The 24,474-nt window shown below is 60.5% G+C and carries 21 protein-coding genes and 1 pseudogene; 16 read left to right on the top strand and 6 right to left on the bottom strand.

Annotation, left to right across the window (positions count from 1 at the left end):
• Both NA619_RS21040 and NA619_RS21035 read right to left on the bottom strand, forming a co-directional pair.
• Nucleotides 1-211, bottom strand: a pseudogene (locus NA619_RS21040) (hypothetical protein); the annotation flags it as partial.
• A gap of 399 nt (nt 212-610) precedes the next feature.
• Nucleotides 611-1,552 carry a DMT family transporter gene (locus NA619_RS21035; protein WP_255963762.1) on the bottom strand — a complete coding sequence of 314 codons (942 nt, stop codon included), beginning with the start codon at nt 1,550-1,552 and terminating at the stop codon, nt 611-613.
• A gap of 74 nt (nt 1,553-1,626) precedes the next feature.
• Between NA619_RS21035 and NA619_RS21030 the strand changes: the two genes are divergently transcribed.
• The gene (locus NA619_RS21030; protein WP_255963761.1) at nt 1,627-2,481 is read left to right on the top strand and encodes a LysR family transcriptional regulator; all 855 of its coding nucleotides are present in this window, start codon (nt 1,627-1,629) and stop codon (nt 2,479-2,481) included.
• A 138-nt stretch (nt 2,482-2,619) separates the two neighbouring features.
• On the top strand, nt 2,620-3,012 hold the full coding sequence (locus NA619_RS21025; RefSeq protein ID WP_255963760.1) for a GFA family protein: 393 nt from the start codon (nt 2,620-2,622) through the stop codon (nt 3,010-3,012).
• A gap of 1,556 nt (nt 3,013-4,568) precedes the next feature.
• Here the strand turns inward: NA619_RS21025 and NA619_RS21020 are convergent.
• The 3 genes from NA619_RS21020 to NA619_RS21010 form a co-directional block, all read right to left on the bottom strand.
• Nucleotides 4,569-7,529: a PAS domain S-box protein gene (locus NA619_RS21020; protein ID WP_272891865.1), complete on the bottom strand. Its 2,961-nt coding sequence runs from the start codon at nt 7,527-7,529 to the stop codon at nt 4,569-4,571.
• Between the two features lie 201 nt (nt 7,530-7,730).
• Nucleotides 7,731-8,810, bottom strand: coding sequence for an ACR3 family arsenite efflux transporter (gene arsB / locus NA619_RS21015; RefSeq protein ID WP_255963758.1), 1,080 nt, complete (start codon nt 8,808-8,810; stop codon nt 7,731-7,733).
• Nucleotides 8,811-8,826: 16 nt separating this feature from the next.
• Nucleotides 8,827-9,933 (bottom strand): ArsO family NAD(P)H-dependent flavin-containing monooxygenase, encoded by a 1,107-nt coding sequence (locus tag NA619_RS21010; RefSeq protein WP_255963757.1) that lies wholly within the window; start codon nt 9,931-9,933, stop codon nt 8,827-8,829.
• 157 nt (nt 9,934-10,090) lie between these two features.
• On the opposite strand from NA619_RS21010, the gene NA619_RS21005 reads away from it, so the two are divergent.
• From NA619_RS21005 to NA619_RS20940, 14 genes are all read left to right on the top strand, one after another.
• Nucleotides 10,091-10,447 (top strand): metalloregulator ArsR/SmtB family transcription factor, encoded by a 357-nt coding sequence (locus NA619_RS21005; RefSeq protein WP_255963756.1) that lies wholly within the window; start codon nt 10,091-10,093, stop codon nt 10,445-10,447.
• A gap of 74 nt (nt 10,448-10,521) precedes the next feature.
• Nucleotides 10,522-11,235 carry an arsenical resistance protein ArsH gene (gene arsH, locus NA619_RS21000; RefSeq protein WP_255963755.1) on the top strand — a complete coding sequence of 238 codons (714 nt, stop codon included), beginning with the start codon at nt 10,522-10,524 and terminating at the stop codon, nt 11,233-11,235.
• 18 nt (nt 11,236-11,253) lie between these two features.
• On the top strand, nt 11,254-11,760 hold the full coding sequence (locus NA619_RS20995) for a protein phosphatase (protein WP_255963754.1): 507 nt from the start codon (nt 11,254-11,256) through the stop codon (nt 11,758-11,760).
• Nucleotides 11,754-12,080 (top strand): YnfA family protein, encoded by a 327-nt coding sequence (locus tag NA619_RS20990; protein WP_255963753.1) that lies wholly within the window; start codon nt 11,754-11,756, stop codon nt 12,078-12,080. The genes NA619_RS20995 and NA619_RS20990 overlap by 7 nt, the downstream gene beginning before the upstream one ends.
• An 18-nt stretch (nt 12,081-12,098) precedes the next feature.
• Nucleotides 12,099-13,106, top strand: coding sequence for an ArsJ-associated glyceraldehyde-3-phosphate dehydrogenase (locus NA619_RS20985; RefSeq protein WP_255963752.1), 1,008 nt, complete (start codon nt 12,099-12,101; stop codon nt 13,104-13,106).
• A 128-nt stretch (nt 13,107-13,234) separates the two neighbouring features.
• Complete coding sequence (gene arsJ, locus NA619_RS20980) at nt 13,235-14,461, top strand: organoarsenical effux MFS transporter ArsJ (protein ID WP_255963751.1); 1,227 nt, start codon at nt 13,235-13,237, stop codon at nt 14,459-14,461.
• Nucleotides 14,462-14,623: 162 nt separating this feature from the next.
• Nucleotides 14,624-15,154 (top strand): TetR/AcrR family transcriptional regulator, encoded by a 531-nt coding sequence (locus tag NA619_RS20975; RefSeq protein WP_255963750.1) that lies wholly within the window; start codon nt 14,624-14,626, stop codon nt 15,152-15,154.
• Nucleotides 15,155-15,203: 49 nt separating this feature from the next.
• On the top strand, nt 15,204-15,923 hold the full coding sequence (locus NA619_RS20970) for a haloacid dehalogenase type II (RefSeq protein ID WP_255963749.1): 720 nt from the start codon (nt 15,204-15,206) through the stop codon (nt 15,921-15,923).
• A gap of 7 nt (nt 15,924-15,930) precedes the next feature.
• Nucleotides 15,931-16,908 carry an arsenosugar biosynthesis radical SAM (seleno)protein ArsS gene (gene arsS / locus NA619_RS20965; RefSeq protein ID WP_255963748.1) on the top strand — a complete coding sequence of 326 codons (978 nt, stop codon included), beginning with the start codon at nt 15,931-15,933 and terminating at the stop codon, nt 16,906-16,908.
• A gap of 10 nt (nt 16,909-16,918) precedes the next feature.
• On the top strand, nt 16,919-18,313 hold the full coding sequence (locus NA619_RS20960) for a sodium:solute symporter (RefSeq protein WP_255963747.1): 1,395 nt from the start codon (nt 16,919-16,921) through the stop codon (nt 18,311-18,313).
• A gap of 72 nt (nt 18,314-18,385) precedes the next feature.
• Nucleotides 18,386-20,527, top strand: a complete 2,142-nt coding sequence (locus NA619_RS20955) for an FAD-dependent oxidoreductase (protein WP_255963746.1) — start codon at nt 18,386-18,388, stop codon at nt 20,525-20,527.
• 81 nt (nt 20,528-20,608) lie between these two features.
• The gene (locus NA619_RS20950; RefSeq protein WP_255963745.1) at nt 20,609-21,295 is read left to right on the top strand and encodes a DUF2064 domain-containing protein; all 687 of its coding nucleotides are present in this window, start codon (nt 20,609-20,611) and stop codon (nt 21,293-21,295) included.
• Nucleotides 21,292-22,038 (top strand): glycosyltransferase, encoded by a 747-nt coding sequence (locus NA619_RS20945; protein ID WP_255963744.1) that lies wholly within the window; start codon nt 21,292-21,294, stop codon nt 22,036-22,038. Before NA619_RS20950 ends, NA619_RS20945 begins: the two co-directional genes overlap by 4 nt.
• Nucleotides 22,035-22,823 carry a DUF547 domain-containing protein gene (locus tag NA619_RS20940; protein ID WP_255963743.1) on the top strand — a complete coding sequence of 263 codons (789 nt, stop codon included), beginning with the start codon at nt 22,035-22,037 and terminating at the stop codon, nt 22,821-22,823. The genes NA619_RS20945 and NA619_RS20940 overlap by 4 nt, the downstream gene beginning before the upstream one ends.
• A gap of 95 nt (nt 22,824-22,918) precedes the next feature.
• On the opposite strand, the gene hppD is transcribed toward NA619_RS20940, so the two are convergent.
• Entirely contained in the window at nt 22,919-23,998 is a 1,080-nt protein-coding gene (gene hppD / locus NA619_RS20935) for a 4-hydroxyphenylpyruvate dioxygenase (RefSeq protein WP_255963742.1), read from the bottom strand.
• Nucleotides 23,999-24,474: the final 476 nt, after the last annotated feature.

Genomic DNA, 24,474 nt, shown 5'->3' with positions numbered 1-24,474 from the left:
AGGTATCTTGGGTGTACAGATTCATTGGTGCGCCTTCTCCTTCCACAACCCACCAGTTGCCACCTTCTGCTCTCACGTTCCAAACGTTGATTTCGACGCCAAGATCATTGTAGGTTTGCTCAACCTGCATGTATTTTATATTTACAACATCATTACTTTGCAGGTAGGACGTAATCTGCCTTTCCGCTTCAATTCTATATTCCGGTGTCATTTTCAGGTCTTGCCTGCATGGCTTGGTTTAAACATAACTATAATTAGACACCAAGTGGTGTATAAGACGCCGGACGGGCGTGGTGTATAACATTCCGTGGCATCAGGGTTACCCCTATCTAAACCGCATGCCCCAGCGGTTCCATGACCGGATAAGAATGTTATGCACCACTGTGCGGTGGCGCTTCGGATGTTGGCGTGATGCGTGTGGCCGGACATTACGTGATGCGCGGCAGGCACGTCTATCGGGTGGTTTGTCTGGGTTACTGAAGCTTGATGGGTATCAACGTTCAAAGCTGGAATGGCTTGTCAGTATCACCCGCTGCTCGTTGAGGGCGGTGCGCTCGCTAGTCGTAGCGGCTAGTCCGATGACCGCTTACACCGAATGAAACCTATCGGCTCAGTGGGTCGCCGATTCATCGTCAGCGCGCACGACCATCCAGATGCCTGCCGCAGACACTGCCGTGCCCAGGACCATAAGCCAGGACAATGGCTCATCGAACATGGCCCATGCCCAGAGCAGGGTTACGGCAGGGCTGAGGTACAGCACGCTGGCGACTCGGGTTGGTGATGAGCGTTTCAGGCATAGCCAGTAAAGCCCGTAGCCACCCAGCGTCGCCAGCCCGGCAGTCCATAGGACGCTCAGGGCGAAACCCGTGCTGGCGATGGGTAGGAGACTGCCTTCGGTGCCGGCAATAGCGGCGAAGGCGATCCCGGAGATGCAGCATTGCAGCCACAGGTTAGGCAGCAAGCCTAATGCGTTGGCTGTATGCGGCCGTTGCCTGCGCCATAGGGTTGCGATGGCGAGCGACAACATGCCTAACAGCGGCAGGCCGTAAGACCATAGCGGCGCCCTGCCCCACGCCAGCGCGTCGTGTGTGACCAGCAGAACGCTGGCCAGCCCAACCGCAAGCCCCAGCCAGACCCGGCTTGCCAGTCGTTGGCGCAGAACGACCGTGGACAGCAATGCCATGCCGATCGGCAGCAGGTCTGCCAGCAAAGCCGCGAGGCCCGCCGGTACGCCTTCCTCAATACCCAGGGTCACGCCGTAGACATAGCCCGCCATCGCCAGTAGCCCGATGCCTGTGTTTTCCAGCAGCACGCCGAGTGTTGCGCGCCGAAGTGCTTTGATCACGAAGGGTAGGAGAATCAAGGACACGAGCACACAGCGCCAGAACACCACAAGCATTGCCGGTGCGTAGTCGATGGAGAATCGTGCCCCGATAAAGCCCGAGCTCCAGCAGATGACCAATGCTGCTTCGAGCAGCGGCAAGGGCATCCGTCCAAGCCAGTTGGAGGTGGCGTCGTGGTTCGGTGAGGTGGTGCTGATGGTCTGGTTCATGGACCCAGACTAAGGAACCGGTCTAATCTAATAAATCAAAATATGATTCAGCACTTATTCGGATTTATTAAACCATGAGTTCCATTTTGGATATTGAGCTGGTCCGCACCTTTCATGCTGTCGCTCGCATCGGCAAGTTCAAGGCCGCCGCTGAGCACCTTCATAAAAGCCCGGCGGCCATCAGCGTGCATATCCAGCGGCTCGAAGCAGTGGCCAATGGGCGCTTGCTGGATCGGGATAACCAGTCGGTCTCACTTACCCCGCTCGGCAAGCGGTTGCTGGCGTCGACCAGGGATTTGCTGCAAACACATGATCGGGTGCTGGCCGAGCTGCACGGCACGCGTCTGGCCGGGCGCATCAAATTGGGGATACCTGACGACTACGCCGCTCACGTCATCCGCGACATCCTGCCGATATTTGCCGCGGCTTGGCCTAACGTGGTGCTTGAGGTGAAAACGGCGCCCAGCTATTCGCTGCGTGAGGAGGTGCAGCGCGGAAAGCTGCACGCCGCCCTGATTACTCAGCCTAAAGGGCAGCAAGCGGACGGGGCCCAGCTCCTGACGTCTACCATTCCGGTGTGGGTGGGTGCTGCCACGGGCGCGCCCGCATGGGATGACCCGCTTCCGCTGGCGTTATACGCCGCAGATTGCCCATATCGACACGCAATGATGGAGTCGTTGAAGCGAGAAGGTCGCAGATGGCGCGTGGTGCTCGACAGCCCGTCCAGCCAGGCCGTCAGAGCGTGCGTGGAAGCCGGACTGGCGATCAGTCTGCTTGACCGGGGCCGTGTCACCGAGGACATGCGGATACTCGATGGATTGCCTGCTGTAGCCGAACACGAAGTGATGTTCATACGCGCCGCCTCGGCACAGGCTAATGAAGCGCTCGACCTGTTGGCACAGGGCATCCAGCAGCATTTTCGGCTTTGAACATAGTGCGCTCTTCGCTGCTGTTGGATTCAACGTGGCAACTTTAATGCAGATTTCCAGAATGGATTCGATACTCATGGGTGCGAGGTCATGCGGCAGGTCGCTGATCCGCTTTTAAATCTCGGCTTGGAGATGAGCATGGATCGTTTTACTGGCGGTTGCCTGTGCGGTGACGTGCAAATCGTGGCGACGGGGCGCCCGTATCGGGTTGGGCTTTGCCATTGCCTGGACTGTCGGAAGCACCACGGCGCCCTCTTCTTCGCCGCTGCGGTGTTTGCGCAGGATGCGGTGACCGTAGAAGGCGAAACACGGGACTACGCTGGACGGCACTTCTGTCCCCGTTGCGGTTCGTCCGTATTCGCGCGCTCGGCAGATGAAATCGAAGTGCATCTGGGATCACTGGATGCACCGGATCAGCTAATGCCGACATATGAGTGCTGGGTCAGCCGGCGCGAGTCATGGCTGCCGTCGTTTCCTCTTTTGAAGCAGTACGAGCAGGATCGTGACTCCACAGGACGCTCCGAGGAATAGGCCAAGGGCGAGCCGGCTCCATGTTGCGGGTCGAGCTGTTCGAGCTGATTGGAACCACGGGTTGAGAAGCCACCTGTAGGGGCGAATTTATTCGCCCAAAGCTCCCCGCGACGTTACGGTCATCTCCATTGTCCATGCGCCGCGCCGCCGTAGGCTGAGGGCGAAAAAGTTGGCCCCTACATGGATCTCACGGCGAATACGTTGGAATGGCCGGGGCGGTGCCTTAAGGAATGTCTCGGATTGAGAAGCCCACCTGTAGGGGCGAATTTATTCGCCCAAAGCTCCCTGAGACATTGGCGGTCGTCTCCATTTTCCATGCGCCGCGCTCCGCCGTAGGCTGCGGGCGAACACGTTCGCCCCTACATGGATCTCAGACGGCCAATACGTAGCGATTGCCGCGGCGCTGCCTCAGGGAGTGTCTCGGGTTGAGAAGCCCACCTGTAGGGGCGAATTTATTCGCCCAAAGCTCCCCGAGACGTTTACGGTCATCTCCATTGTCCATGCCCCGAGCTGCGCCGTAGGCTGCGGGCGAACAAGTTCGCCCCTACATGGATCTCAAACGGCGAATACATTGCAATTGCCGGGGTGCTGCCTTGAGGAATGTCTCGGATGAGAAGCTCACCCGTAGAGGCGAATTTATCTGCTTAGAGCTCCCCGAGACATACACGGTCATCTCCATTATCCATGCGCCGCGCCGCCGTAGGCTGAGGACGAAAAAGTTCGCCCCTGCATGGATCTCAGACGGCGAATACGTTGGAATGGCCGGGGCGGTGCCTTAAGAAATGTCTCGGATTGAGAAGCCCACCTGTAGGGGCGAATTTATCTGCCCAAAGCTCCCCGAGACATACACGGTCGTCTCCATTGTCCATGCGCCGCGCCGCCGTGGGCTGCGGGCGAACAAGTTCCCCCTACATGAATCTCAGACGGCGAATACGTTGGAATAGCCGGGGCGTTGCCTTAAGGAATGTCTCGGGTTGAGAAGCCCACCTGTAGGGGCGAATTTATTCGCCCAGAGCTCCCCGCGCCGTTGACGGTCATCTCCATTGTCCATGCGCCGCGCTCCGCCGTCGGCTGCGGGCGAACACGTTCGCCCCTACATGAATCTCAAACGGCGAATACTCTGCAATCACCGGGGCGCCGCCTTAAGGAGTGTCTCGGGTTGAGAAGCTCACCTGTAGGGGCGAATTTATCTGCCCAAAGCTCCCCGAGACATTGACGGTCATCTCCATTGTCCATGCGCCGCGCTCCGCCGTAGGCTGCGGGCGAACAAGTTCGCCCCTACATGGATCTCAGACGGCAAATACATTGCAATTGCCGGGGCGCTGCCTTAACGAATGTCTCGGGTTGAGAAGCTTACCTGTAGGGGCGAATTCATTCGCCCAAAGCTCCCCGAGACATACACGGTCATCTCCATTGTCCATTCGCCGCGCTACACCGTCGGCTGCGGGCGAACAAGTTCGCCCCTACTGGATCTCGGACAGCGAATACATTGCAATCGCCGGGAGCCGCCTTAAGGAATGTCAGGCAGCTGATACCAGCTGCCGCCTAACCCCGCCCTATTTGTTCAGCAACTCCAGAACTCGGGCGGTCAAGGTGTCTATCGCGAACGGCTTGGTCAGCACCTGCATGCCAGGCCCAAGGGAGCTGTTGCCGAGCACGGCGTTTTCCGCATAGCCGGTGATGAACAGCGTCTTCAGGTTCGGCCTGACTTCCCGTCCCGCGTCCGCCATCTGCCGTCCGTTCATTCCGCCGGGGAGCCCGACATCGGTGATGAGAAGGTCGATGCTGACATCCGACTGCAGCACCTTCAGCCCGCTCAGGCTGTCCGCGGCTTCGATCAGCGAGAAGCCAAGATCGCCCAAAGCGTCCATCAGCAGCAGGCGCACCGAGGGCTCATCGTCCACGATCAGAATGGTGCCGCTGGCCTCCGCGGGCGCCGCGGTCGATTGATCCGGGTCCGTTACGCCGATGGCGGCAGTGCCGTGGTACCGGGGCAGATAGATGTACATCGCGGTGCCCTTCCCCACCTCCGAGTTTATGCGCACTTGCCCGCCAGACTGTTTGGCGAAACCATAGATCATCGAGAGGCCAAGGCCCGTGCCCTGCCCGATGGGTTTGGTGGTGAAGAAGGGATCGAAAGCTTTGGCGATGATGTTGGGCGTCATGCCGGTGCCGGTATCCGTTACGCACAGGCACAGGTACTGTCCTTCGGGGAGATCGTAGGTCCGGGCGGCGTCGCGGTCCAGGCAGCGGTTGGACGTCTCGATGGTGATCTGCCCGCCGTCCGGCATGGCATCACGCGAGTTGATGCAAAGGTTGAGAATCGCATTTTCCAGCTGACTGGCATCAACGGACGCCGGCCATGGATCCTTCGCGCTCAGGGTTTCGACCCGGATGCTTGGGCCGACCGTGCGCTGGATCAGTTCGGTCATGCCCTCGACCAGCATGTTCACGTCAATGGGGCGCGGGTCCAGGGTCTGACGCCGCGAGAATGCCAGCAGCCGGTGCGTGAGGGCCGCGGCGCGCTTGGCTGCCCCCTGGGCGGCAACCATGTACTTGTCGATGTCATCGAGACGCCGCTGAGCGATCCGCGTGTTGATCAGTTCCAACGCACCGGAAATACCTGCGAGCAGGTTGTTGAAATCATGCGCGAGCCCTCCGGTCAGTTGGCCGACTGCTTCCATCTTCTGGGATTGGCGCAGCTTCTCCTCGGCCTGGATCAATTCGGCCGTTCGCTCGGCCACGCGCTGCTCCAGAGTCTCGTTCAACGCTCGCAGGGCCGCCGTGGCCCGATCACGCTCAGCCTCGATGGAACGGCGATGCTCGACGTCGATAAGCACGCCAGGAAAGCTCAGCGCAGTGCCATCGTCGGTAAGGTTGACGCGACCGTTTGCCTCGATCCAGTAGTACTTTCCGTCCGCGCGTCGAACCCGATACTGGTGGGCATAGGCGCCACCGCGTGAGATGACTTCGCTGATCGCGGCCGTCAACCCTGCTCTGTCCTCGGGGTGAACGGTTTGGACCACCTGTTCGAGGCTGAGCCCGTCGCGGCCAAGAGCCGGGTCAAGGCCGAATGCATAGGCGAAGCCCTCATCGACCGTAAACCGATCAGTGGGCAGGTCCCAGTTCCACGTACCGATGATGGCGCCGGCAGCGAGGGCCAGCTGCACGCGATCGACGTTTTCGCGCGCAAGCGCTTCACTAACGCGCAGTCGCTCCTCGGCTTCCCGCCTTTGGGTAACGTCATTGAAAAGAATTGCGATCTGGCGGTCGGCAGGCTCGCCGACCCGTACCGCCCGGACGTCGAACCAACGTCCGAACGCCTGGGCGTAGTTCTCGAAGTTGGCCGCCTCGCCGGTCTTGGCGACATGACCGTAGGTCTCGAACCAGAACTGCTCGAGATCCGGCGCAAATTCGGTCACCCACTTGCCGCGCAGATCGACCCCCGTTTGCCGCTCGAAAGCCGGATTGGCTTCGACGAAGCGGTAATCCACAGGCCGGTCATCACCATCGAATTTCACCTGAACGATGGCGAATGCCGCGTCAACCGTTTCCAGGACGGTTCTGAAACGCTCTTCGCTCTGGCGCAGCGCGGTCTCAGCGGCGCGCATTCGGGTCAGGTCGAGCATCGCTCCGATCATGCGCTCCGCGCGGCCCTCGGCATCGCGGATTACCTGCCCGCGGTCCAGCACATCAGCGTAGGAGCCATCAGCGCGGCGGAAGCGGTATTCGTCGCTCCAGGTGACGCCCGTTCCATCGATTACGGCATGAATGGAGCTGTCGATGCGGGCACGGTCGTCGGGGTGTATGTGGTCAATCCACCAGCTTCCGGTGCTATCGACCGTCTCCGGGGTATGACCGTAGGCCTGTTGCAGAGCGTCGTTCCAGAGCACCTGATTGTTGCTGAGGTCCCAGTCCCAGACGGCATCGTTGGTAGCGTTCGCGGCCAATCGATAGCGCTGTTGGGATTCCTGCACGGCGCGCCCCGCCTGCTGGGCATTGGTGTGATCGCGCAGGATTTTCAGAAAGCCGAGGTGCGTGCCGTCTTCATCATGGAGCGCGGACATCTTGCCCGACGCCCAGAACTGCTGCCCATCACGGCGAAGATGCCAGCACTCATCGGTGGTCTGTCCCGTCTGCATCGCATGCTGCATGTCTTCGTCGATTCGCCCGCGGGCCCGATCCACCGCAGTGAAGATCGCCGAGATGTGCTCGCCGTGTATCTCCGCAGCAGTCCAGCCCAGCACGTGCTCAGCTCCCAAGCTCCAGTCAGTGATGATGCCGAAGGGGTCGGTAAGAATGATGGCGAGATCGATGCTGTCGAGGATGGCGCGCTGGCGTGACTGGTTGACGGCTAATGCTGCCTGGCTGGCCCTCAACGCTTCGGCCAACGTGGGCGCGACCGGGACCGGGGGACATGTTGCAAGACCTGCATCACCGCTCAGCGGCTGACCATTGGGTTGAAGCGGGTAAGCGGCTGGGTGGTCCGCGTTGATCCCGGCCTCGTTCAATGCCATGCGCAGGCGTATGACCTCGGCCTCAAGCGCGTCTCGAGTAAGGTTTTCCAGAACTGTTCCCACTTTCGCATCAAGTTTTTGGACGGGCACGAAGCCCGACGTGTCGTGCAAACCATCAAAGCAGAAACGGTCGGAATTTGCACCCGCAGGCATGCCGTCAGAAGCTGTTTCAGAGACGCTGAGCGACATGCTGCACCGGCATCAGTGGCTCGGTAACGCTTGCTCGTACCAGCCGCGGCTCTTGTTCACCGTCCGAACCAGCCAGAGCATGACCGGCACCTCTATGAGCACACCCACCACCGTGGCCAGCGCGGCGCCCGAATTGAAACCATAGAGCACGATGGCCACAGCCACAGCGAGTTCGAAGAAGTTGGACGCACCGATCATTGCCGATGGGCCGGCGATGTCATGACGCACCTTCAACTTTCGGTTGAGCCAGTAGCCGAGCGCCGCGATGAAAAGCGTCTGCAGCAGGATCGGCACGGCCAGCATGGCGATCACCAGCGGCTGTTCGACAATGGCCTCGCCCTGGAACGAAAACAGCAGCACCAGCGTAGCCAGCAGCGCAATGATCGAGAACGGCTGGATGCGTGCCAGCGCCGCCTGAAAGCGTTCCTCGCCACGCTTGCGCAGGCGGTGACGGATGAACTGGGCGATGGTCAGCGGGATGACTATGTACATCACCACCGAGAGGATGAGTGTGTCCCACGGCACGGGGATTGATGAGACGCCCAGCAGTAAGGCCACGATGGGTGCAAAGGCGAAGACCATCACCAGATCGTTCACTGCCACCTGGGTCAGGGTGAAGTTGGCGTTGCCGTTACACAGATTGCTCCAGACGAACACCATGGCGGTGCAAGGCGCCGCGCCAAGCAGGATCAGCCCGGCCACGTAGCTGTCGATCTGATCGGCCGGCAGCCAGCCCGCGAACACATGCCGGAGAAACAGCCAGGCGAGAAAAGCCATGGTGAAGGGCTTGATGGCCCAGTTCACGACCAGGGTGACCCCCATGCCGGCACGGTGCGCGAAGACTTCGTTCAGCGAGCTGAAGTCGATCTTCATCAGCATCGGGATGATCATCACCCAGATCAGCAGGCCCACCGGGATGTTCACCTTCGCCAGCTCCATCGCACCGACTGTTTGGGCAGCCTCCGGGGAAAACAGGCCAATGAGCGTCCCGGCGATGATGCAGAGAAAGACCCAGAGGGTCAGGTAGCGTTCGAAGAAACCGATCGGCGCGCCGGCAGCTTTCTTGCCAAGGGTTTCGCATTGGGTCGACATGGAGCTTCTCTTTATCTCAATTGGGGTTGGGTTGCCTGGTGCTGGCCGATGACTCGGACAACATGCGGTCGATCTGCTCGACCGCGTTGCGCGCATAACGGGTCACGCCGATCAGTGTGGCCGACGCCGGGCCGGTCCAGTCGCCATAGCCCATCAGCCATAGGTTGGGCTGTTTAACCGATCGCCCGTTCTCCACCGCTACTTTTCCATCCGGCTCGATAACGCCAAGGCCCTTTAGATGACCCAGCGCGGGCCTGAAACCCGTACACCAGATCACTACGTCTACCGCTTCGAGTTGTCCGTCATCCCACTCGACACCGTTTTCAGTGAAGCGCACAAAGGGTCGTCGGGCATTCAGAACACCGCGCGTGCGGGCGTCCTTCACCGTATCCACCATGACGATGTCGCCGATTCCACCGGCCGGCTGCTCAATGGTTCTGCCCTCCTGCATGGCCTTCCAGCGTTCGGTGGCGCGCTCGAACAGCACGCGGCCATCGACATCGTCCGGCAGAAATGCGGGCTCTTTTTCGGTCACCCATGTCGTTTGGGCAACATCCGATAGCTCGGCGAGGATCTGCGCACCGGAATTCCCGCCGCCGATCACCAGCACACGCTTGCCGGCAAATGGCGCTGCATCTAGGTAGTGTGCCGAATGGAGCTGAAGACCCTGAAATAACTCGCGACCTGGAAGCTCTGGCACATAGGGTTGCGCCCAGGTCCCCGTCGCGCTGACCAGCGCACGGCAACGCCACGAGCGCTCCCCTGCGCGGACCTCAAAATGACGGTCATTCGCTGTAACCGAGCTGACATGCACTGGGCGCACGATGGGAAACTGGTACCGCTGCTCGTAACGCGTCAGGTAATCGATCACCTCCTGACGGGTCGGCGTAGCGCTATGGGAGCTTGGCATCGGCCAACCGGCAATGGAGCTCCAGGCAGCCGGGGAAAAGAGCTTGAGCGATTCCCACCCGTGCTGCCAGGCGCCGCCCGCGTGCTCCTGATCGTCAAGAATCAGGTAGGAACGCTTCGTCCGTCTCAGGAAATAGGCGGTCACCAATGCCGATTGGCCGCCGCCAATCACGATCACGTCCGGGCTGCTCAAGGCTGCATCATCTGTCGTCATCAGACCTGCCTAAATATGTCTTTTTTCGGATATCTAGATTCGCAACCCCGATGGCGGAGTTCTTTATCCGTCCATTTAGCAGGGCCTCTGCAGGATAGTATTCGCTTTACAGCATATACGCTAAACAATATATTCGGTCTCTCTTGCAGAGGCTTCCATGATCGAACACCTAACCCCCGACGCCGTCTTCAAATGCCTGTCCGATGAAACCCGGGCACGCATGACCCTGCTTATCGCCCGAGAAGGCGAGCTGTGCGTTTGCGAGCTGACCACTGCGCTCGAGCAAAGCCAACCCAAGGTATCGCGGCATCTTTCCCAGCTGCGAAGCTGCGCGATCCTCGAAGACCGGCGCCAGGGGCAGTGGGTGTATTACCGCCTGCATCCCCATTTGCCGGACTGGGTTCACGACATGCTCACCCTTGTGCTGGCCGCCAACAAAAGGTGGTTGAGCCCGGATGCCGAGCGGCTGAAGCGTATGCGTGACCGACCCGAACGGGCCTCGGTCTGTGGCTGACAGCCGGCCGTTCGACCAGCTCGACGCTGCCCACATGAACATCAATGGCGCGCATCGGCGCCTTGCGAGATCACATGAACGACACCCTGCCCAATATCGACCCGGAATTGCTCGACGTGCCGACTCTGGACAAGCTTGCCCTGCCGGATGATCTGGAACACAAACCCCGCATCCTGCTGCTCTACGGCTCGAACCGCGAACGCTCGTTCAGCCGCTTGATGAGTCAGGAAGCCGCGCGCCTGCTGGAAGAACTGGGCTGCGAAACCAGGATCTTCGACCCTTCCGGGCTGCCGTTGCCGGACGATGCGCCCGAGTCTCATCCGAAAGTGCAGGAGCTGCGCGATCTGGTGATCTGGTCTGAGGGACAGGTGTGGTGCTCGCCGGAACGTCACGGTGCCATGAGCGCGGTGTTCAAGGCGCAGATCGACTGGGTTCCGTTGAGCATGGGCGCGGTGCGGCCGACCCAGGGCAAGACGCTGGCGCTGATGCAGGTGTGCGGCGGCTCGCAGTCCTTCAACGCGGTCAACCAGATGCGCGTGCTGGGACGCTGGATGCGCATGGTCACCATCCCCAACCAGTCCTCGGTACCCAAGGCCTTTCTGGAATTCGACGAAGCTGGCCGGATGAAGCCTTCGGCCTTTTATGACCGGGTCGTGGATGTGATGGAGGAGCTGGTCAAGTTCACCTTGTTGATGCGCGGGCGTGGCAGTTATCTGGTTGATCGTTATTCGGAGCGCAAGGAATCGGCAGCGGCACTGTCGGCGCGGGTCAACCAGCGCTCGATCTGAATCGAAGGAGAGATGACCATGCCGCACCCCTACGATGTACTGGATATTCCACAAGCTCCGGGCCACCTGATCTTCACCCCGTGCCCGGGCACAAGAGGCACGAGCATTGACGAGGCGCTGGCCACACTGAAAACGGCGGGCGCGAATGCCCTCATCACCTTGATGCCGGACGCCGAACTGGCCGCCAATCAGGCCTCCGACCTTGGCGAACAGTGCGCCAAATATGGCCTAGAGTGGCTGCACCTGCCTGTTGCTGATGAGCAGGTTCCGCTGGACGACTTCGACGCCGCGTGGGTCCGCCAACGCGAGCAGATCCTCTCGCTGCTAGTCGGTAGCGGCATGCTGGCAATCCACTGCAAGGGCGGCTCCGGGCGCACCGGACTGATCGCCGCACGCATCCTGATAGAACTGGGTCTTGCTCGGGAGGCCGCCATACAACGGGTACAGGCGCTTCGACCCAAAGCCATTCAACATCCCGCTCATGTCTCCTGGCTCGCTCAGTTCGGCGACCCAAGCACATGCTGAAAACCTTTGGTTTGTTCGCACTCACTGCGCTGGCGGAGATCGTCGGTTGCTACCTGCCCTACCTGTGGCTGAGACAAGGCAAAAGCGTCTGGCTGCTGGTGCCTGCGGCGGCATCGCTGGTGCTCTTCGCCTGGCTGCTTTCGCTGCATCCGACGTCAGCGGGACGGGTGTATGCAGCCTACGGCGGCGTCTACATCGGCGCGGCCATCATCTGGCTATGGCTTGTGGACGGCATCCGGCCTACCGGCTGGGACCTGCTGGGTTCGGCAGTCGCGCTTGTCGGCATGGCCATCATCATGTTTGCGCCTCGGGGCGCCTGATCTACGGGAATCAAAACGATGACGATCAAGGTAGGCATCAATGGCTTCGGCCGAATCGGGCGCCTGGCACTGCGCGCTGCCTGGGACTGGCCCGAGCTGGATTTCATTCGCATCAACGATCCGGCCGGTGACGCGGCGACCCACGCACACCTCTTGAATTTCGATTCGGTACACGGCCGCTGGCAGCACGAAGCGAGCAGTGGAGGCGATTGCGTTGTGATCGCAGGCAAGCGAATCCAGGTGACCGCAAACAAGGCCATCGCAGACACAGATTGGTCAGACTGCGATCTGGTGATCGAGGCCAGCGGAAAGATGAAGACCGTCGCGGTGCTGCAAGGCTATCTGGATCAGGGCGTTAAACGCGTGGTCGTCAGCGCGCCCATCAAGGAGGCCGGTGCGCTCAACATCGTCATGGGCGTCAACGACGAGCTATTCGACCCAGCCCAACATCGCATCGTCACCGCCGCATCCTGCACCACCAATTGCTTGGCGCCGGTGGTCAAGGTGATCCATGAGCACCTCGGCATTGGCCACGGCTCGATCACCACCATTCACGACCTGACCAACACTCAAAGCATCCTCGATCAGCCGCACAAGGACCTGCGCCGCGCCCGCGCATCCGGCATGAGCCTGATACCGACCACCACGGGCTCGGCCACTGCGATCGCGGAGATCTTCCCCGAGCTGCGCGGCAAGCTCAATGGGCATGCCGTGCGCGTCCCGCTGGCCAATGCCTCGCTGACCGACTGCGTATTCGAGGTCGAGCGCAGCACGTCCGTCGATGAGGTCAATCAGCTGCTGAAGGCTGCCGCGAGCGAAGGTCCGCTGAAGGGCATTCTCGGCTACGAAGAGCGGCCGCTGGTTTCCATCGATTACCGGACCGATCCGCGTTCCTCGATCATCGATGCGCTGTCGACGATGGTGGTGAACGGCACCCAGGTGAAGCTCTATGCCTGGTACGACAACGAGTGGGGCTACGCCAACCGCACCGTAGAGCTGGCGCGAAAGGTTGGCCTCGCCGACTGAGTTAACCCTCTCGGCCCGCCCGTGACGCCATCCTGAGAACTTCCGATGGTGACACGGGCGAGATTCACTTGCCCCTCATCGGTTGCGCCGGTCTGCTCGGACTGCATCAACTCACCACGGACTCGACCATGCACGCCCTCTCCCGCCTCGCCCCGGAAGTCCGCCAGTACCTGGTCGTGACCGCGAACTACTGGGCTTTCACTCTCACAGACGGTGCCCTGCGCATGCTGGTGGTGCTGCACTTCCACCAGCTGGGTTATGCCCCTCTGCAGATCGCCATGCTGTTTCTCTTCTACGAGATCTTCGGGGTCGTCACCAATCTCGTGGGGGGCTGGCTGGGTGCGCGGCTGGGCCTGAACAGAACCATGAACATTGGCCTTGCGCTGCAAGTGGTAGCGCTACTGCTGCTCACAGTGCCCAGCCACTGGCTCATCGTTCCCTGGGTGATGGCGGCCCAGGCGATGTCCGGTATCGCCAAGGACCTCAACAAGATGAGCGCCAAAAGCTCGATCAAATTGCTGGTCCCAGCTGGTGCCCAAGGCACGCTCTATAAGTGGGTGGCGCTGCTTACAGGCTCTAAAAACGCGCTTAAGGGTGTCGGCTTCTTTCTGGGCGGCGTGCTGCTGGTGTGGCTGGAGTTCCGCGGCGCTGTGCTGGCGATGGCCGCCCTTCTGACCCTGGTTTGGATAGCGAGCCTGATGCTGTTGAAGAAGGATCTCGGGAAGGCAAAAGCAAAGCCGAAGTTCAAGGAGATTCTGTCCAAGAGCCGGGCCATCAACATTCTCTCGGCGGCAAGGCTGTTTCTCTTCGGCGCACGTGATGTCTGGTTCGTGGTCGCGCTACCGGTTTATCTGGCGAGCACCTTTGGCTGGGATCACTGGCGCGTCGGTGCATTTCTGGCTGCCTGGATCATCGGTTACGGCATCGTGCAATCGTTCGCGCCACTGTTCACCGGCCGCGCAAAGGGACAGGTACCCGATGGTCGTGCCGCGCTGATATGGGCGCTGCTCCTTGCTGGTTTGCCCGCTGCGATTGCGTTGGGCCTGGACACCCAACTGTCTGCACACTGGGTTTTGCTGGGCGGGCTGATGCTATTCGGCGTGTTGTTCGCAGTGAACTCATCGCTGCATAGCTACCTGATCGTCTCCTACGCCAAGGAAGACGGCGTATCGCTCGATGTGGGCTTCTACTACATGTCGAACGCCATGGGCCGGCTGCTCGGCACCATGCTCTCCGGATGGATTTTCCAGGCTTATGGACTTCAGGCCTGCCTGTGGGTGTCCAGCGCCTTCGTGCTATTGGCCGCAATCATTTCCGTCGGCCTACCCCGGCATCAGCCCGGGACAGACACCTAGAGCACCAAGACAAGCAAGCAGAAGCCAGCCGACGCAATCGTTCGTAGCGACGTCTTGCTAACGTAATGGCCGCCTTGATTTACGAACCGCTCGGTCCATAATCTAGACATGACCCGCGGCCGCCCGAGAAACTTCGACCCCGACCTTGTGCTGGAAAGTGCCATGCAGCTTTTCTGGAGCAAGGGCTATGAGGCTACGAGCCTGCAGGATTTGCTCGATGCGACCGGGCTTTCCAAAAGCAGCCTGTACGAAAGTTTTGGTAATAAGCAGCAGGTCTTCGAGGCCGCATTTACCCGCTACTTCAACCTTCGCGCGCAGCTGATGAGCGAGCGGCTGGCGCGGGCATCATCGCCCCTGGCATTCATTCATGACTGTCTGCTGTCGGTGCTGGATGACGCTGAATCAGGTACGCCCCGCGGCTGCATGCTGGTCAATGTCGCCAACGAGTTCTCCACCGGACATCCGGTATTCCAGCCTCTCATTGAGCTCGCCACGCAGCGCTTTCGGGATGTGTTCGAGCAGGCCTTCGCTCAGGCACAGGGCAGTGCCGAGATGTCTGCCGAAAAACCGCCTGCGCATTGGGCTCTGTACATGCACTGCGCAATGAGCGGGCTGCGTACCCAGAGCAAGTCCGGCCTTGCTCGCCACGATCTTTCGCAGGTGATCGCGCTCATCATGGCCAGTCTGCGTTGATTCTTCATCCCAGTGGACCGAAGGCGTCCAGTCACAGTAGAGGGTGCTCATGATCAAGGCTGTCGCGTTCGACATTTACGGAACGCTCATCGATACCCAGGCAGTGCTGGGCAAACTGACCGAGCTTGTCGGTGACTCCGCTGCGGCAATCTCAGCTCTGTGGCGTCAGAAACAGCTGGAATACAGTTTTCGGCGTGGTCTGATGCGCGATTACTGCGACTTTTCAGTGTGCACGCGCGATGCGCTGGTCTACGCAACTCATCAACACGGGCAAGCCTTAGGTGAGCCAGAGATCGCTCGGATGATGCAGGCGTACGCCGAGTTGGACGCCTTCGTAGATGTTGAAATCAGCCTGCAGCAGCTCGCTGTCGAAGGTTTTGCTCTCTATGCCTTCTCTAACGGAAGCCGGCAGGCCGTGGAAGGTTTGCTGCGACGCGCGGGTATTCGCGACGCTTTTGCAGCGGTGGTGAGTGTTGAAGACGTCCAATCGTTCAAGCCCGCGCCAGAGGTTTATGCTCATTTGTGCGACATCGTGGGGGAGCCGGCCGAGCACATCTGTCTGGTCTCGGGGAATCCGTTCGATGTGCTCGGTGCGGCTCACGCGGGGCTGAAGACAGCCTGGCTTCGCCGGGATCCGGGCGTGCAATTCGACCCTTGGGGTGTCGAGCCGAACGCTACGTTGAAGACACTGGATGAGCTGCCGAGCCACCTGCGCGCTATCTCCAACGCTGCGCCCGGTGACGCCGGCCAACCACACACCGAGGAGTAGCCACGCCATGCACGCCACGCTTCCACTCCTGAATAGCCTGGACTTTCCGCCAATCCGCAGAGGGGCCCTCGAAGCGCTGCAGGTCAACCTCACCTATCGCTGCAATCAGCGCTGCCTGCACTGTCACGTAAACGCAGGGCCGACCCGGACCGAGGCGATGACCGATGAAAGCCTCAGCCTTCTGCATGAAGTGATTGACGCGCATCCCGTGCAAACCCTCGACCTCACGGGTGGCGCACCAGAGATGCACCCGCGGTTTCGGGAGATCGTCACGCATGCGCGCCGTGAAGGGCTGCGGGTCATCGACCGCTGCAACCTGACGATCCTGAGCGAGCCGGGTTACGACGATCTGGCACAGTTTCTCGCCGATCAGGGCGTCGAAGTCAGTGCATCCCTGCCCTGTTACTCACGCGAAAATGTCGACAAGCAACGCGGGGATGGGGTCTTCGAGGCCAGCATCGCGGGCCTGCAAAAGCTTAACAAGCTCGGCTACGGCGTCGAAGGCAGCGGCCTGGTGTTGAATCTCGTCTACAACCCTCAGGGCCCCAGCCTGCCACCGCCTCAAGCCCAACTGGAAGCCGACTACAAGGCGCATCTCGACGAGGATTTCGGGGTAGCGTTCAATCATCTGCTCACCATCACCAATCAGCCCATTGCTCGCTTCGGTAGCACCCTGATCAGCAAGGGGCAATTTGCCGGTTACATGCAATTGCTGCGCGACAGCTATCGACCAGCCAACCTGGATGCCGTGATGTGCCGAAGCCTGGTCAGTGTCGACTGGCAGGGCTTTCTTTATGACTGCGACTTCAACCAGATGCTTGAGCTGCCCATGGCAAACCCGGGGCTGATCGGGCGTGACCGCCCTCACCTGCGTGATCTGTTGCGTACCGACACCCTCGAAGGCAATCCCATCGTCACGCGCGACCATTGCTACGCCTGCACCGCCGGGCAAGGCTCAAGTTGCGGCGGTAGCCTGATCGAATAAGGATGTCTGCATGGAAACTGGCAGCTGGATGGGCGTGTTTTTCTGGGGTTTTCTGGTGATGTACGGCGTGGCGATGCTGGCCTTGTCGCCACGCTCGGTGACGCTTGGCGGGTTTTTCGAGGGGCAGGACCGCCAGGGCCGTAACGTAGCCCCCTGGCTGCTGACCTCCAGCATTTTCATCAGTTGGATCTTCGCCAAATCAGTTACAAATGCGGCCAATCTTGGCGCCAGCTATGGGCTGGTTGGCGGGTTGGCTTATGCAACCTACTGGTTGTCGATTCCGCTGACGGGTTTCGTCATCTATCGCTTGCGTCGACGCTTTGCGGCCGAGGGGCTGGTGAGTCTCCTGTCGAGCCATTACGGCCACGCCGCGGCGCTGGCCTTTTCTGCAGCGATCCTGATTCGCCTTTTCAACGAGGTATGGAGTAACACGGCGGTGGTAGGCGGCTATTACGGGGCATCCGGCAGCGCCGAGTTCATCGGCGCTGCCTTGCTGTTTACCCTGGTCACGCTCGGCTACAGCCTGCGCGGCGGCCTGCGCAGCTCGATCCTGACCGACGCGGCACAGATGGCAATCTTCATCGTGGCGCTGGTCTGGGTGCTGGGCCTGGTGCTTCCACAACACTCGGCAGCTGAACTGGCGAGCACCAGTCGCTGGTCGATGGACGCCGGTGTCGACCTGCTACTTGTTGCCGGTTTGCAGGCGCTGAGCTACGGCTTCCACGACCCGGTACTGACTGATCGCGGCTTCATCAGCGAAGAGCGCACAATGCGACGTGCATTCCTGGTCGCCGGCGTACTGGGCTTTATCGCCATTCTCGCGTTCAGCCTGATCGGCGTGCATGCCCAGCTGAGCGGGCTGGCTGCGTCGGACAACGTTCCGGCTGCGTTGGCGAAAACCATGGGCATCGGCGCGCTGATGGTGATGACAGTGGTGATGGTATCCGCGGCCGGCTCTACGCTGGACTCGACATTTTCCAGCCTTGCGAAGCTGGTTGGTCGCGAGTTGCCTTTGCTGGCCGGACGCGATCTCGGGACCCGGGCGATCGGTCTGGGGATGGGCGCAATGATCCTGTTCGCCCTGCTGGGCAACCTGCCGATGATCGCCGGGACGGACATTCTCACGGCCACCACCATCAGCGGCACAATGGTCATTGGGCTCGCTCCGGTGTTTATCCTTCACGGCCTGACGCAAGCGACGCGCCTGGGCTTCCACTTGAGTTTCTGGACCGGCCTTGGCCTCGGGATCGCGCTGACACTGGACTGGATTCCGCAAGCCTGGGCCATCGGCGACGGCAAATACGCGCTTCTGCTGGGTACCAACTTCTACGGTTTGCTGCTTTGCACCCTGGGTTATCTGTTGCCCGGTTATCTGCTGCGGCGCAGCCCGCGGGCACCCTGTTGATATGCGCGGATGCACTGCTCCCGGCGACTTCTCGAACCGAGGGGATGCGCCTCTATCAACGGAGTTGCACGGATGAATAGCCGAAAAATTGCGCTGGTGATCCTGATACTGGTGCTGCTGGCCGCGTTCTTCCTGTTCGATATTGGCCAGTACTTCAATCTTGACGCCATCAAGTCGCAACAAACGTCTCTCGATGCACAAGTGGCTGCGCAGCCGTGGGTCGCCGCGGGCGTCTTCTTCGTCGTCTATGTACTGGTTACCGCACTTTCACTGCCCGGCGCGGCGCTGATGACGCTCGTGGGTGGTGCACTGTTCGGTCTGGCCGGGGGGACCGCGCTGGCATCCGTCGCGTCAACCCTCGGCGCGACGCTGGCCATGCTGCTCAGTCGCTACCTGTTGCGTGGCTGGGTGCAGTCGCGCTTCCGCCATCGCCTGGGCAGGATCGACGAGGGTGTTGAGCGAGAAGGCCCCAGTTATCTGTTCGCCTTGCGGCTGGTGCCGGTATTTCCATTCTTCCTGATCAATCTGGCGATGGGCCTGACCAGCCTACCGGCGCGCACTTTCTGGTGGGTCAGCCAGCTGGGCATGCTGCCGGGCACGCTGGTGTATGTGAATGCCGGCAGAGAATTAGGGCAGTTGGAATCGCTGGGCGGCATTCTTTCACCCGGCCTGATCGGTGCCTTCGTCATGCTGGGCCTGCTGCCATTCCTTTCGCGAAAGACACTGGAGTGGGTCAAGGCCCGCAAGGTCTACAGCGCCTGGAAAAAGCCGCGGCGCTTCGATCGCAATCTCGTGGTCATCGGCGCGGGGTCTGGTGGCCTGGTCAGCGCTTATATTGCTGCAGCCGTCAAAGCCAAGGTCACGCTGATCGAGAAGCACAAGATGGGCGGCGATTGCCTGAACACGGGCTGCGTCCCATCGAAAGCACTGATCCGCTCGGCAAAGCTGGCCCATGACCTGAAGAAAGCCGAGCGGCTGGGCTTCAGGGCAGTCGCTGGAGAAGTGGATTTCGCCGCAGTGATGGAGCGCATTCAGCAGGTAGTAGCCAAGATCGAGCCGCACGACTCGGTCGAGCGGTATACGAAACTCGGCGTCGAGGTGATCGAGGGCGAAGCGCGCATCACGTCGCCGTGGTCGGTGGAGGTCAATGGTCAACGCCTGACCACACGCGCCATCGTGATCGCGACCGGCGCCCGTCCCACAGTGCCCGACATCCCAGGAATCGATCGGGTGGCGCCGCTGACCTCGGACACCCTATGGGGCTTGCGCGAGCAACCCAAGCGTCTGTTGGTACTAGGCGGCGGGCCGATTGGCTGCGAACTGGCGCAGGCCTTTCAACGGCTCGGCTCGGTAGTCACTCTGATACAGCGCAACGAGCGGCTACTGCCGCGAGAGGACGATGAGGCCAGCGCAGCCGTCCTAGCCGGGCTTCATGCAGATGGCGTTGACGTGCGCTTGCAGCACACTGCCACGCGCTTCGAGGTGGTCGATGGCCAGAGGCGGCTCGTCTGCAACGACCTCGCTAATCACGCTGAAGTTGGCTTCGATTTCGATCAGGTGCTAGTGGCCCTGGGCCGTACCGCCAATGTCGAGGGTTTCGGTGTTCAGGAACTGGGCCTGGAAGTACGGGGCAATGGCACCCTTGCGTGCGACGATTCCCTAGCCACCCGCTTCCCCAATGTCTTCGTCGTGGGGGATGTGACTGGCCCGTTCCAATTCACTCATGTTTCGGCGCATCAGGCCTGGTATGGCGCGGTCAACGGCCTGTTCGGCAGTATCAAACGTTTCAAGGTCGATTACCGCGTCATTCCCAGGGCGACCTTTACCGACCCGGAAGTGGCGGATGTCGGCCTCAACGAGCGCGAAGCCAAAGCACAGGGCGTCGCCTATGAAGTGACCCGCTTTGCCATGGATGAGCTTGATCGCGCCATCGCTGACGACAACGCCCAAGGGTACATCAAGGTACTGACTGTTCCGGGGAAAGACCGGATTCTCGGCGTAACCATCGTCGGCGAGCATGCGGGCGACCTGATCATCGAATACGTGTCGGCAATAAAACACGGCCTGGGCTTGAACAAGATCCTCGGCACCATTCACATCTATCCGACGCTGGCTGAAGCGAACAAATACGCCGCAGGCGAGTGGAAGCGGGCCCATGCCCCGGCCCGGTTATTGAGCTGGGTCGCGCGCTTTCATCGTTGGCGCCTTGGCTGACCCTGGCCGCTTGAGACATATGATCCATTACCTGGACGCTCGGCCTACCGGCCAGTCCGAAACCATCAACCGAGCCAAACGATGAGCGCAGAACAGAAGCTGTCGAATCACCCCGCCTTGGTGCTGGTCTGCAAACGGCCCGCACTTGGCTACGGCAAACAACGGCTGGCGGCTCAGGTTGGGGCGGAGTCGGCACTGCAGATCGCTGAACACCTCCTCGATTGCGCCCTGGAAGACCTCAACGACTGGCCCGGCGCTGTCGTGATTGCCCCAGACCATCCTGACGCTTGTGGCTGGGCGCAGCAGCAGGCGCCGCACGCCTTTTGTCTGGCCCAACAAAACGGAAACCTGGGGGACCGTTTGAACGCGCTGGATCGTGGTCTGCGTGATCGCGGTCATCACGCGCTGGCATTCATCGGCAGTGACGCGCCGGCCCTGACGCAAGCTGACTACCAGCGCGTGCGGACCGCACTGCACAGTTATGACACCGTGCTGATCCGAGCACGAGACGGCGGAGTGACCTTGATGGCCTCCAACCGCCCCTGGCCCGATCTGACAGACCTGCCGTGGAGTACTCCCCGCCTCGGCGACGCGCTTGCGAACGTCTGCCTTGGTGAAGGTCACTCCGTGGAATGGTGCGGGCAATGCTTCGATATCGACGAGCAGGCTGACCTCTCTTTCGCGAGGCAGCAGCTTGCAGACGATCCCCGCCCTGCCCGTCGCGCCTTGATGGCGTTGCTGGATAGGCAGGGCGACCACTCGGTATGACAGTCGCATTCGAAGTCAGCGTGATCATTCCCTGCTGGAAGGATGAAGCCCCGCTGAAGCGACTGCTCACCAACCTGCGCCAGGCCGAAACGGAAGAGGACGCGTTACTGCAGATCATCGTGGTAGACGCTGCGCCCAGTGAACACTGCCAGCTGCTGTGCCAACGCTTCGGCGCGCTCTGGTCCCCCGCCACTCCTTCACGCGGAGATCAGCTGCGTCAGGGCGCATCGCTGGCCGAACATCAGGTGTTCTGGTTTCTCCATGCCGATGCACACATCGAGCGCCATGCGCTGGCGGGTATTCGCAGCGCTATCGATGCAAACGCCGCCGGTGGCTATTTCGCCTTTCGTTTCATCGACTCGCATGACTGGCAGGGCCGGTTGATCGAGCGTCTGGTCGCCTTACGCAACAGGGTCGGCGTGCCCTACGGAGACCAGGGCATCTTTGCCCGGCGCGACGCCTACTTCCATGCCGGGCAGCACGCCGCCTGGCCGCTGTTCGAGGAGGTGCCACTGGTGAAAGGTCTGCGCAGGCTGGGACCGTTGTGCCGCGTCGATAGCGGACTAGGGGTCAGCGCCCGCCGCTGGAAACGCGATGGCTGGTGGCGGCGCTCGCTGCGCAATCGCCTGCTTGCAGTGGGCTTCATGCTCAAGATTTCGCCTTTCAGGCTGGCGAAGCTTTACAGCGGATCGTCCAGCTCGCCCAAATCTGCAGACGAAGGCACCGCGAAAAAAAGCCCATGAAAACACTCTTCCTCTGGACGCTGCTTGCTCTGAGCGGTTGGGCGCAAGCGGCGTCGTTCGATCATAGCCATCATGACTGGAGCATCCTGCTGGAGCGTCATGTGCAGTGGACCCGGAGTGGAGTGACCAGCGAAGTCGACTACCCGGCCTTTGCAAAGGATCGCACCGAGCTCGATGCCTATTTGCTGCAGCTCTCCTCGGTCAGCCGAGCGCAGTTCGAGCAATGGTCACGAGATGAACGTCTGGCCTTCCTGATCAATGCATACAACGCGTTCACCGTGCAGCTGATTCTGGATCATTACCCAATAGAGTCGATCAAGGAGATCGGCAATCTGTTCCGCTCGCCATGGAAGCGTCGCTTCATTTCGCTACTGGATGAGACGCTAAGTCTCGACGACGTCGAACATGGGCTGATCCGCCAACCCGGCCGCTACGATGAGCCGCGCATTCATTTCGTCGTCAACTGTGCCTCGCTGGGCTGCCCTGCCCTGCGCCCAAGCGCTTTGACGGCAGTGCAATTGGATGAACAGCTGAACGATAGCCTTGAACGCTTCCTTAGAGACCGCCAACGCAACCGCTTCGATCCTCGCGCCAATCGACTTGAAGTGTCGAGAATCTTCGACTGGTACGCAGTGGACTTCGAGCGCAAAGCGGGTTCTGTTTGGCGCTATCTGGCGGATCGGGCGCTATGGTTAAGCGACGATCCTGCTCAGCAGCAGCGTATTCGCGATGGCGTCGAGCTTGAGTTTCTCGACTATGACTGGCGTTTGAACGAGGCGCGCTGAAGCGAAAGCCTCGAACCTAGCATGCAGGCGCCGCCGGAAACGGCATCGGCAGAAATCGCGGAGGCCGACCTGCGACCACCGCGATTATCGACGGCTTATTCCGCTGTGCTTAGCACGCCACGTTTGATCTGGTCTCGCTCGATGGATTCGAACAGCGCCTTGAAGTTGCCTTCACCAAATCCGCTATCGCCCTTGCGCTGAATGAACTCGAAGAAGACCGGGCCCAGCACGGTGCCGGAAAAGATCTGCAGCAGCAGGCGCTGCTCACCGTCTTCCAGCGCGCCGTCCAGCAAAATGCCCCGCGACTTTAACTCTTCCACTGGCTCGCCATGGCCGGGCAGCCGGCCCTCGAGCATTTCGTAGTAGGTCTCGGGCGGTGCAGTCATGAATACCGTGCCGCCAGCCTTCAGCTTGTCCCAGGTCTCGATCAGGTTGTCGGTGAGGAAGGCAACGTGCTGAATCCCCTCACCGTTGAACTGCATAAGGAACTCCTCGATCTGGCCAGCGCCTTTCGATGATTCCTCATTGAGCGGGATGCGGATCATGCCGTCCGGGGCGGTCATGGCCTTGGACGTCAAGCCGGTGTATTCGCCCTTGATATCGAAGTAGCGGATCTCACGGAAATTGAACAGCTTCTCGTAGAAGTCCGCCCAGTAGGCCATGCGCCCGCGGTACACGTTGTGGGTCAGGTGATCGATGATCTTCAGCCCGGCGCCGACAGGATGACGGTCGACACCTTCGAGGAAGACAAAGTCGATGTCGTAGATCGAGCTGCCTTCACCGAAGCGATCGATCAGATACAACGGTGCACCGCCGATGCCCTTGATGGCGGGCAGCCGTAGTTCCATCGGCCCGGTGGGCAGTTCGATCGCCTGGGCGCCCAGTTCCAGCGCGCGAGAATAGGCTTTCTGCGCATCCCTCACACGAAACGCCATGCCACAAACGGACGGCCCATGTTCGGCGGCGAAGTAGGCAGGCAGGCCTTTGGCTTCACGGTTGACGATGGCGTTGATCTCGCCCTGACGATACAGCGCGACGTCTTTCGAACGGTGGTTGGCTACGTGGGTGAAGCCCATGCTTTCCAGAACGGGCTCGATGACATTAGGTGTGGGCGAGGCGAATTCGATGAACTCGAAGCCCATGAGGCCCATTGGGTTTTCATACAGGTCGGCCATGATTGGCTCCTTGGAATAACGGTACGTAGACGAGTTAGCAGTTACCGATGCTCAACTCGGCGGCGCACAGGAAATCCCGCGGACGCTGCGACCGAGGTGGTCGCCAAGGGTCAATCGAAAGCCAAGAGTCTTCATGTCAGCGGCTCACACGGCCTGACCGTAGCCGCGCGAATAGGCGTGGGCTTCTGCATGCACACAGAGAGAAGGTGCATGGAAGGATAAGCAGAAGCCGGGGAAGACCAGTTGTTCCATCGTCATTGCCACGCTGAGGTCATGTCGCGCTCGAAGATCGGCGCGCTATTGTTTTTGCGTAATCAGATTACGTTTAGGGGAATTTGCGCGAGTGCCTCTCCGGTGTCAAGCATTGCCCTAGGACCGCGATGCTTACCGGCAACCAACCATAAAGGGCTATCGGAGCCCATTCCGTTCATCCGTCACCTAGAACGAACAAGCAAGCGCCGTTGCCGAACCTTACA

The organism is Stutzerimonas stutzeri (genome assembly GCF_024448895.1).
GTDB classification, from domain to species: Bacteria; Pseudomonadota; Gammaproteobacteria; order Pseudomonadales; family Pseudomonadaceae; genus Stutzerimonas; species Stutzerimonas stutzeri_Q.
The sequence above is the reverse complement of the archived record's forward strand: the minus strand, read 5'-3'. Positions and strand labels throughout refer to the sequence as shown.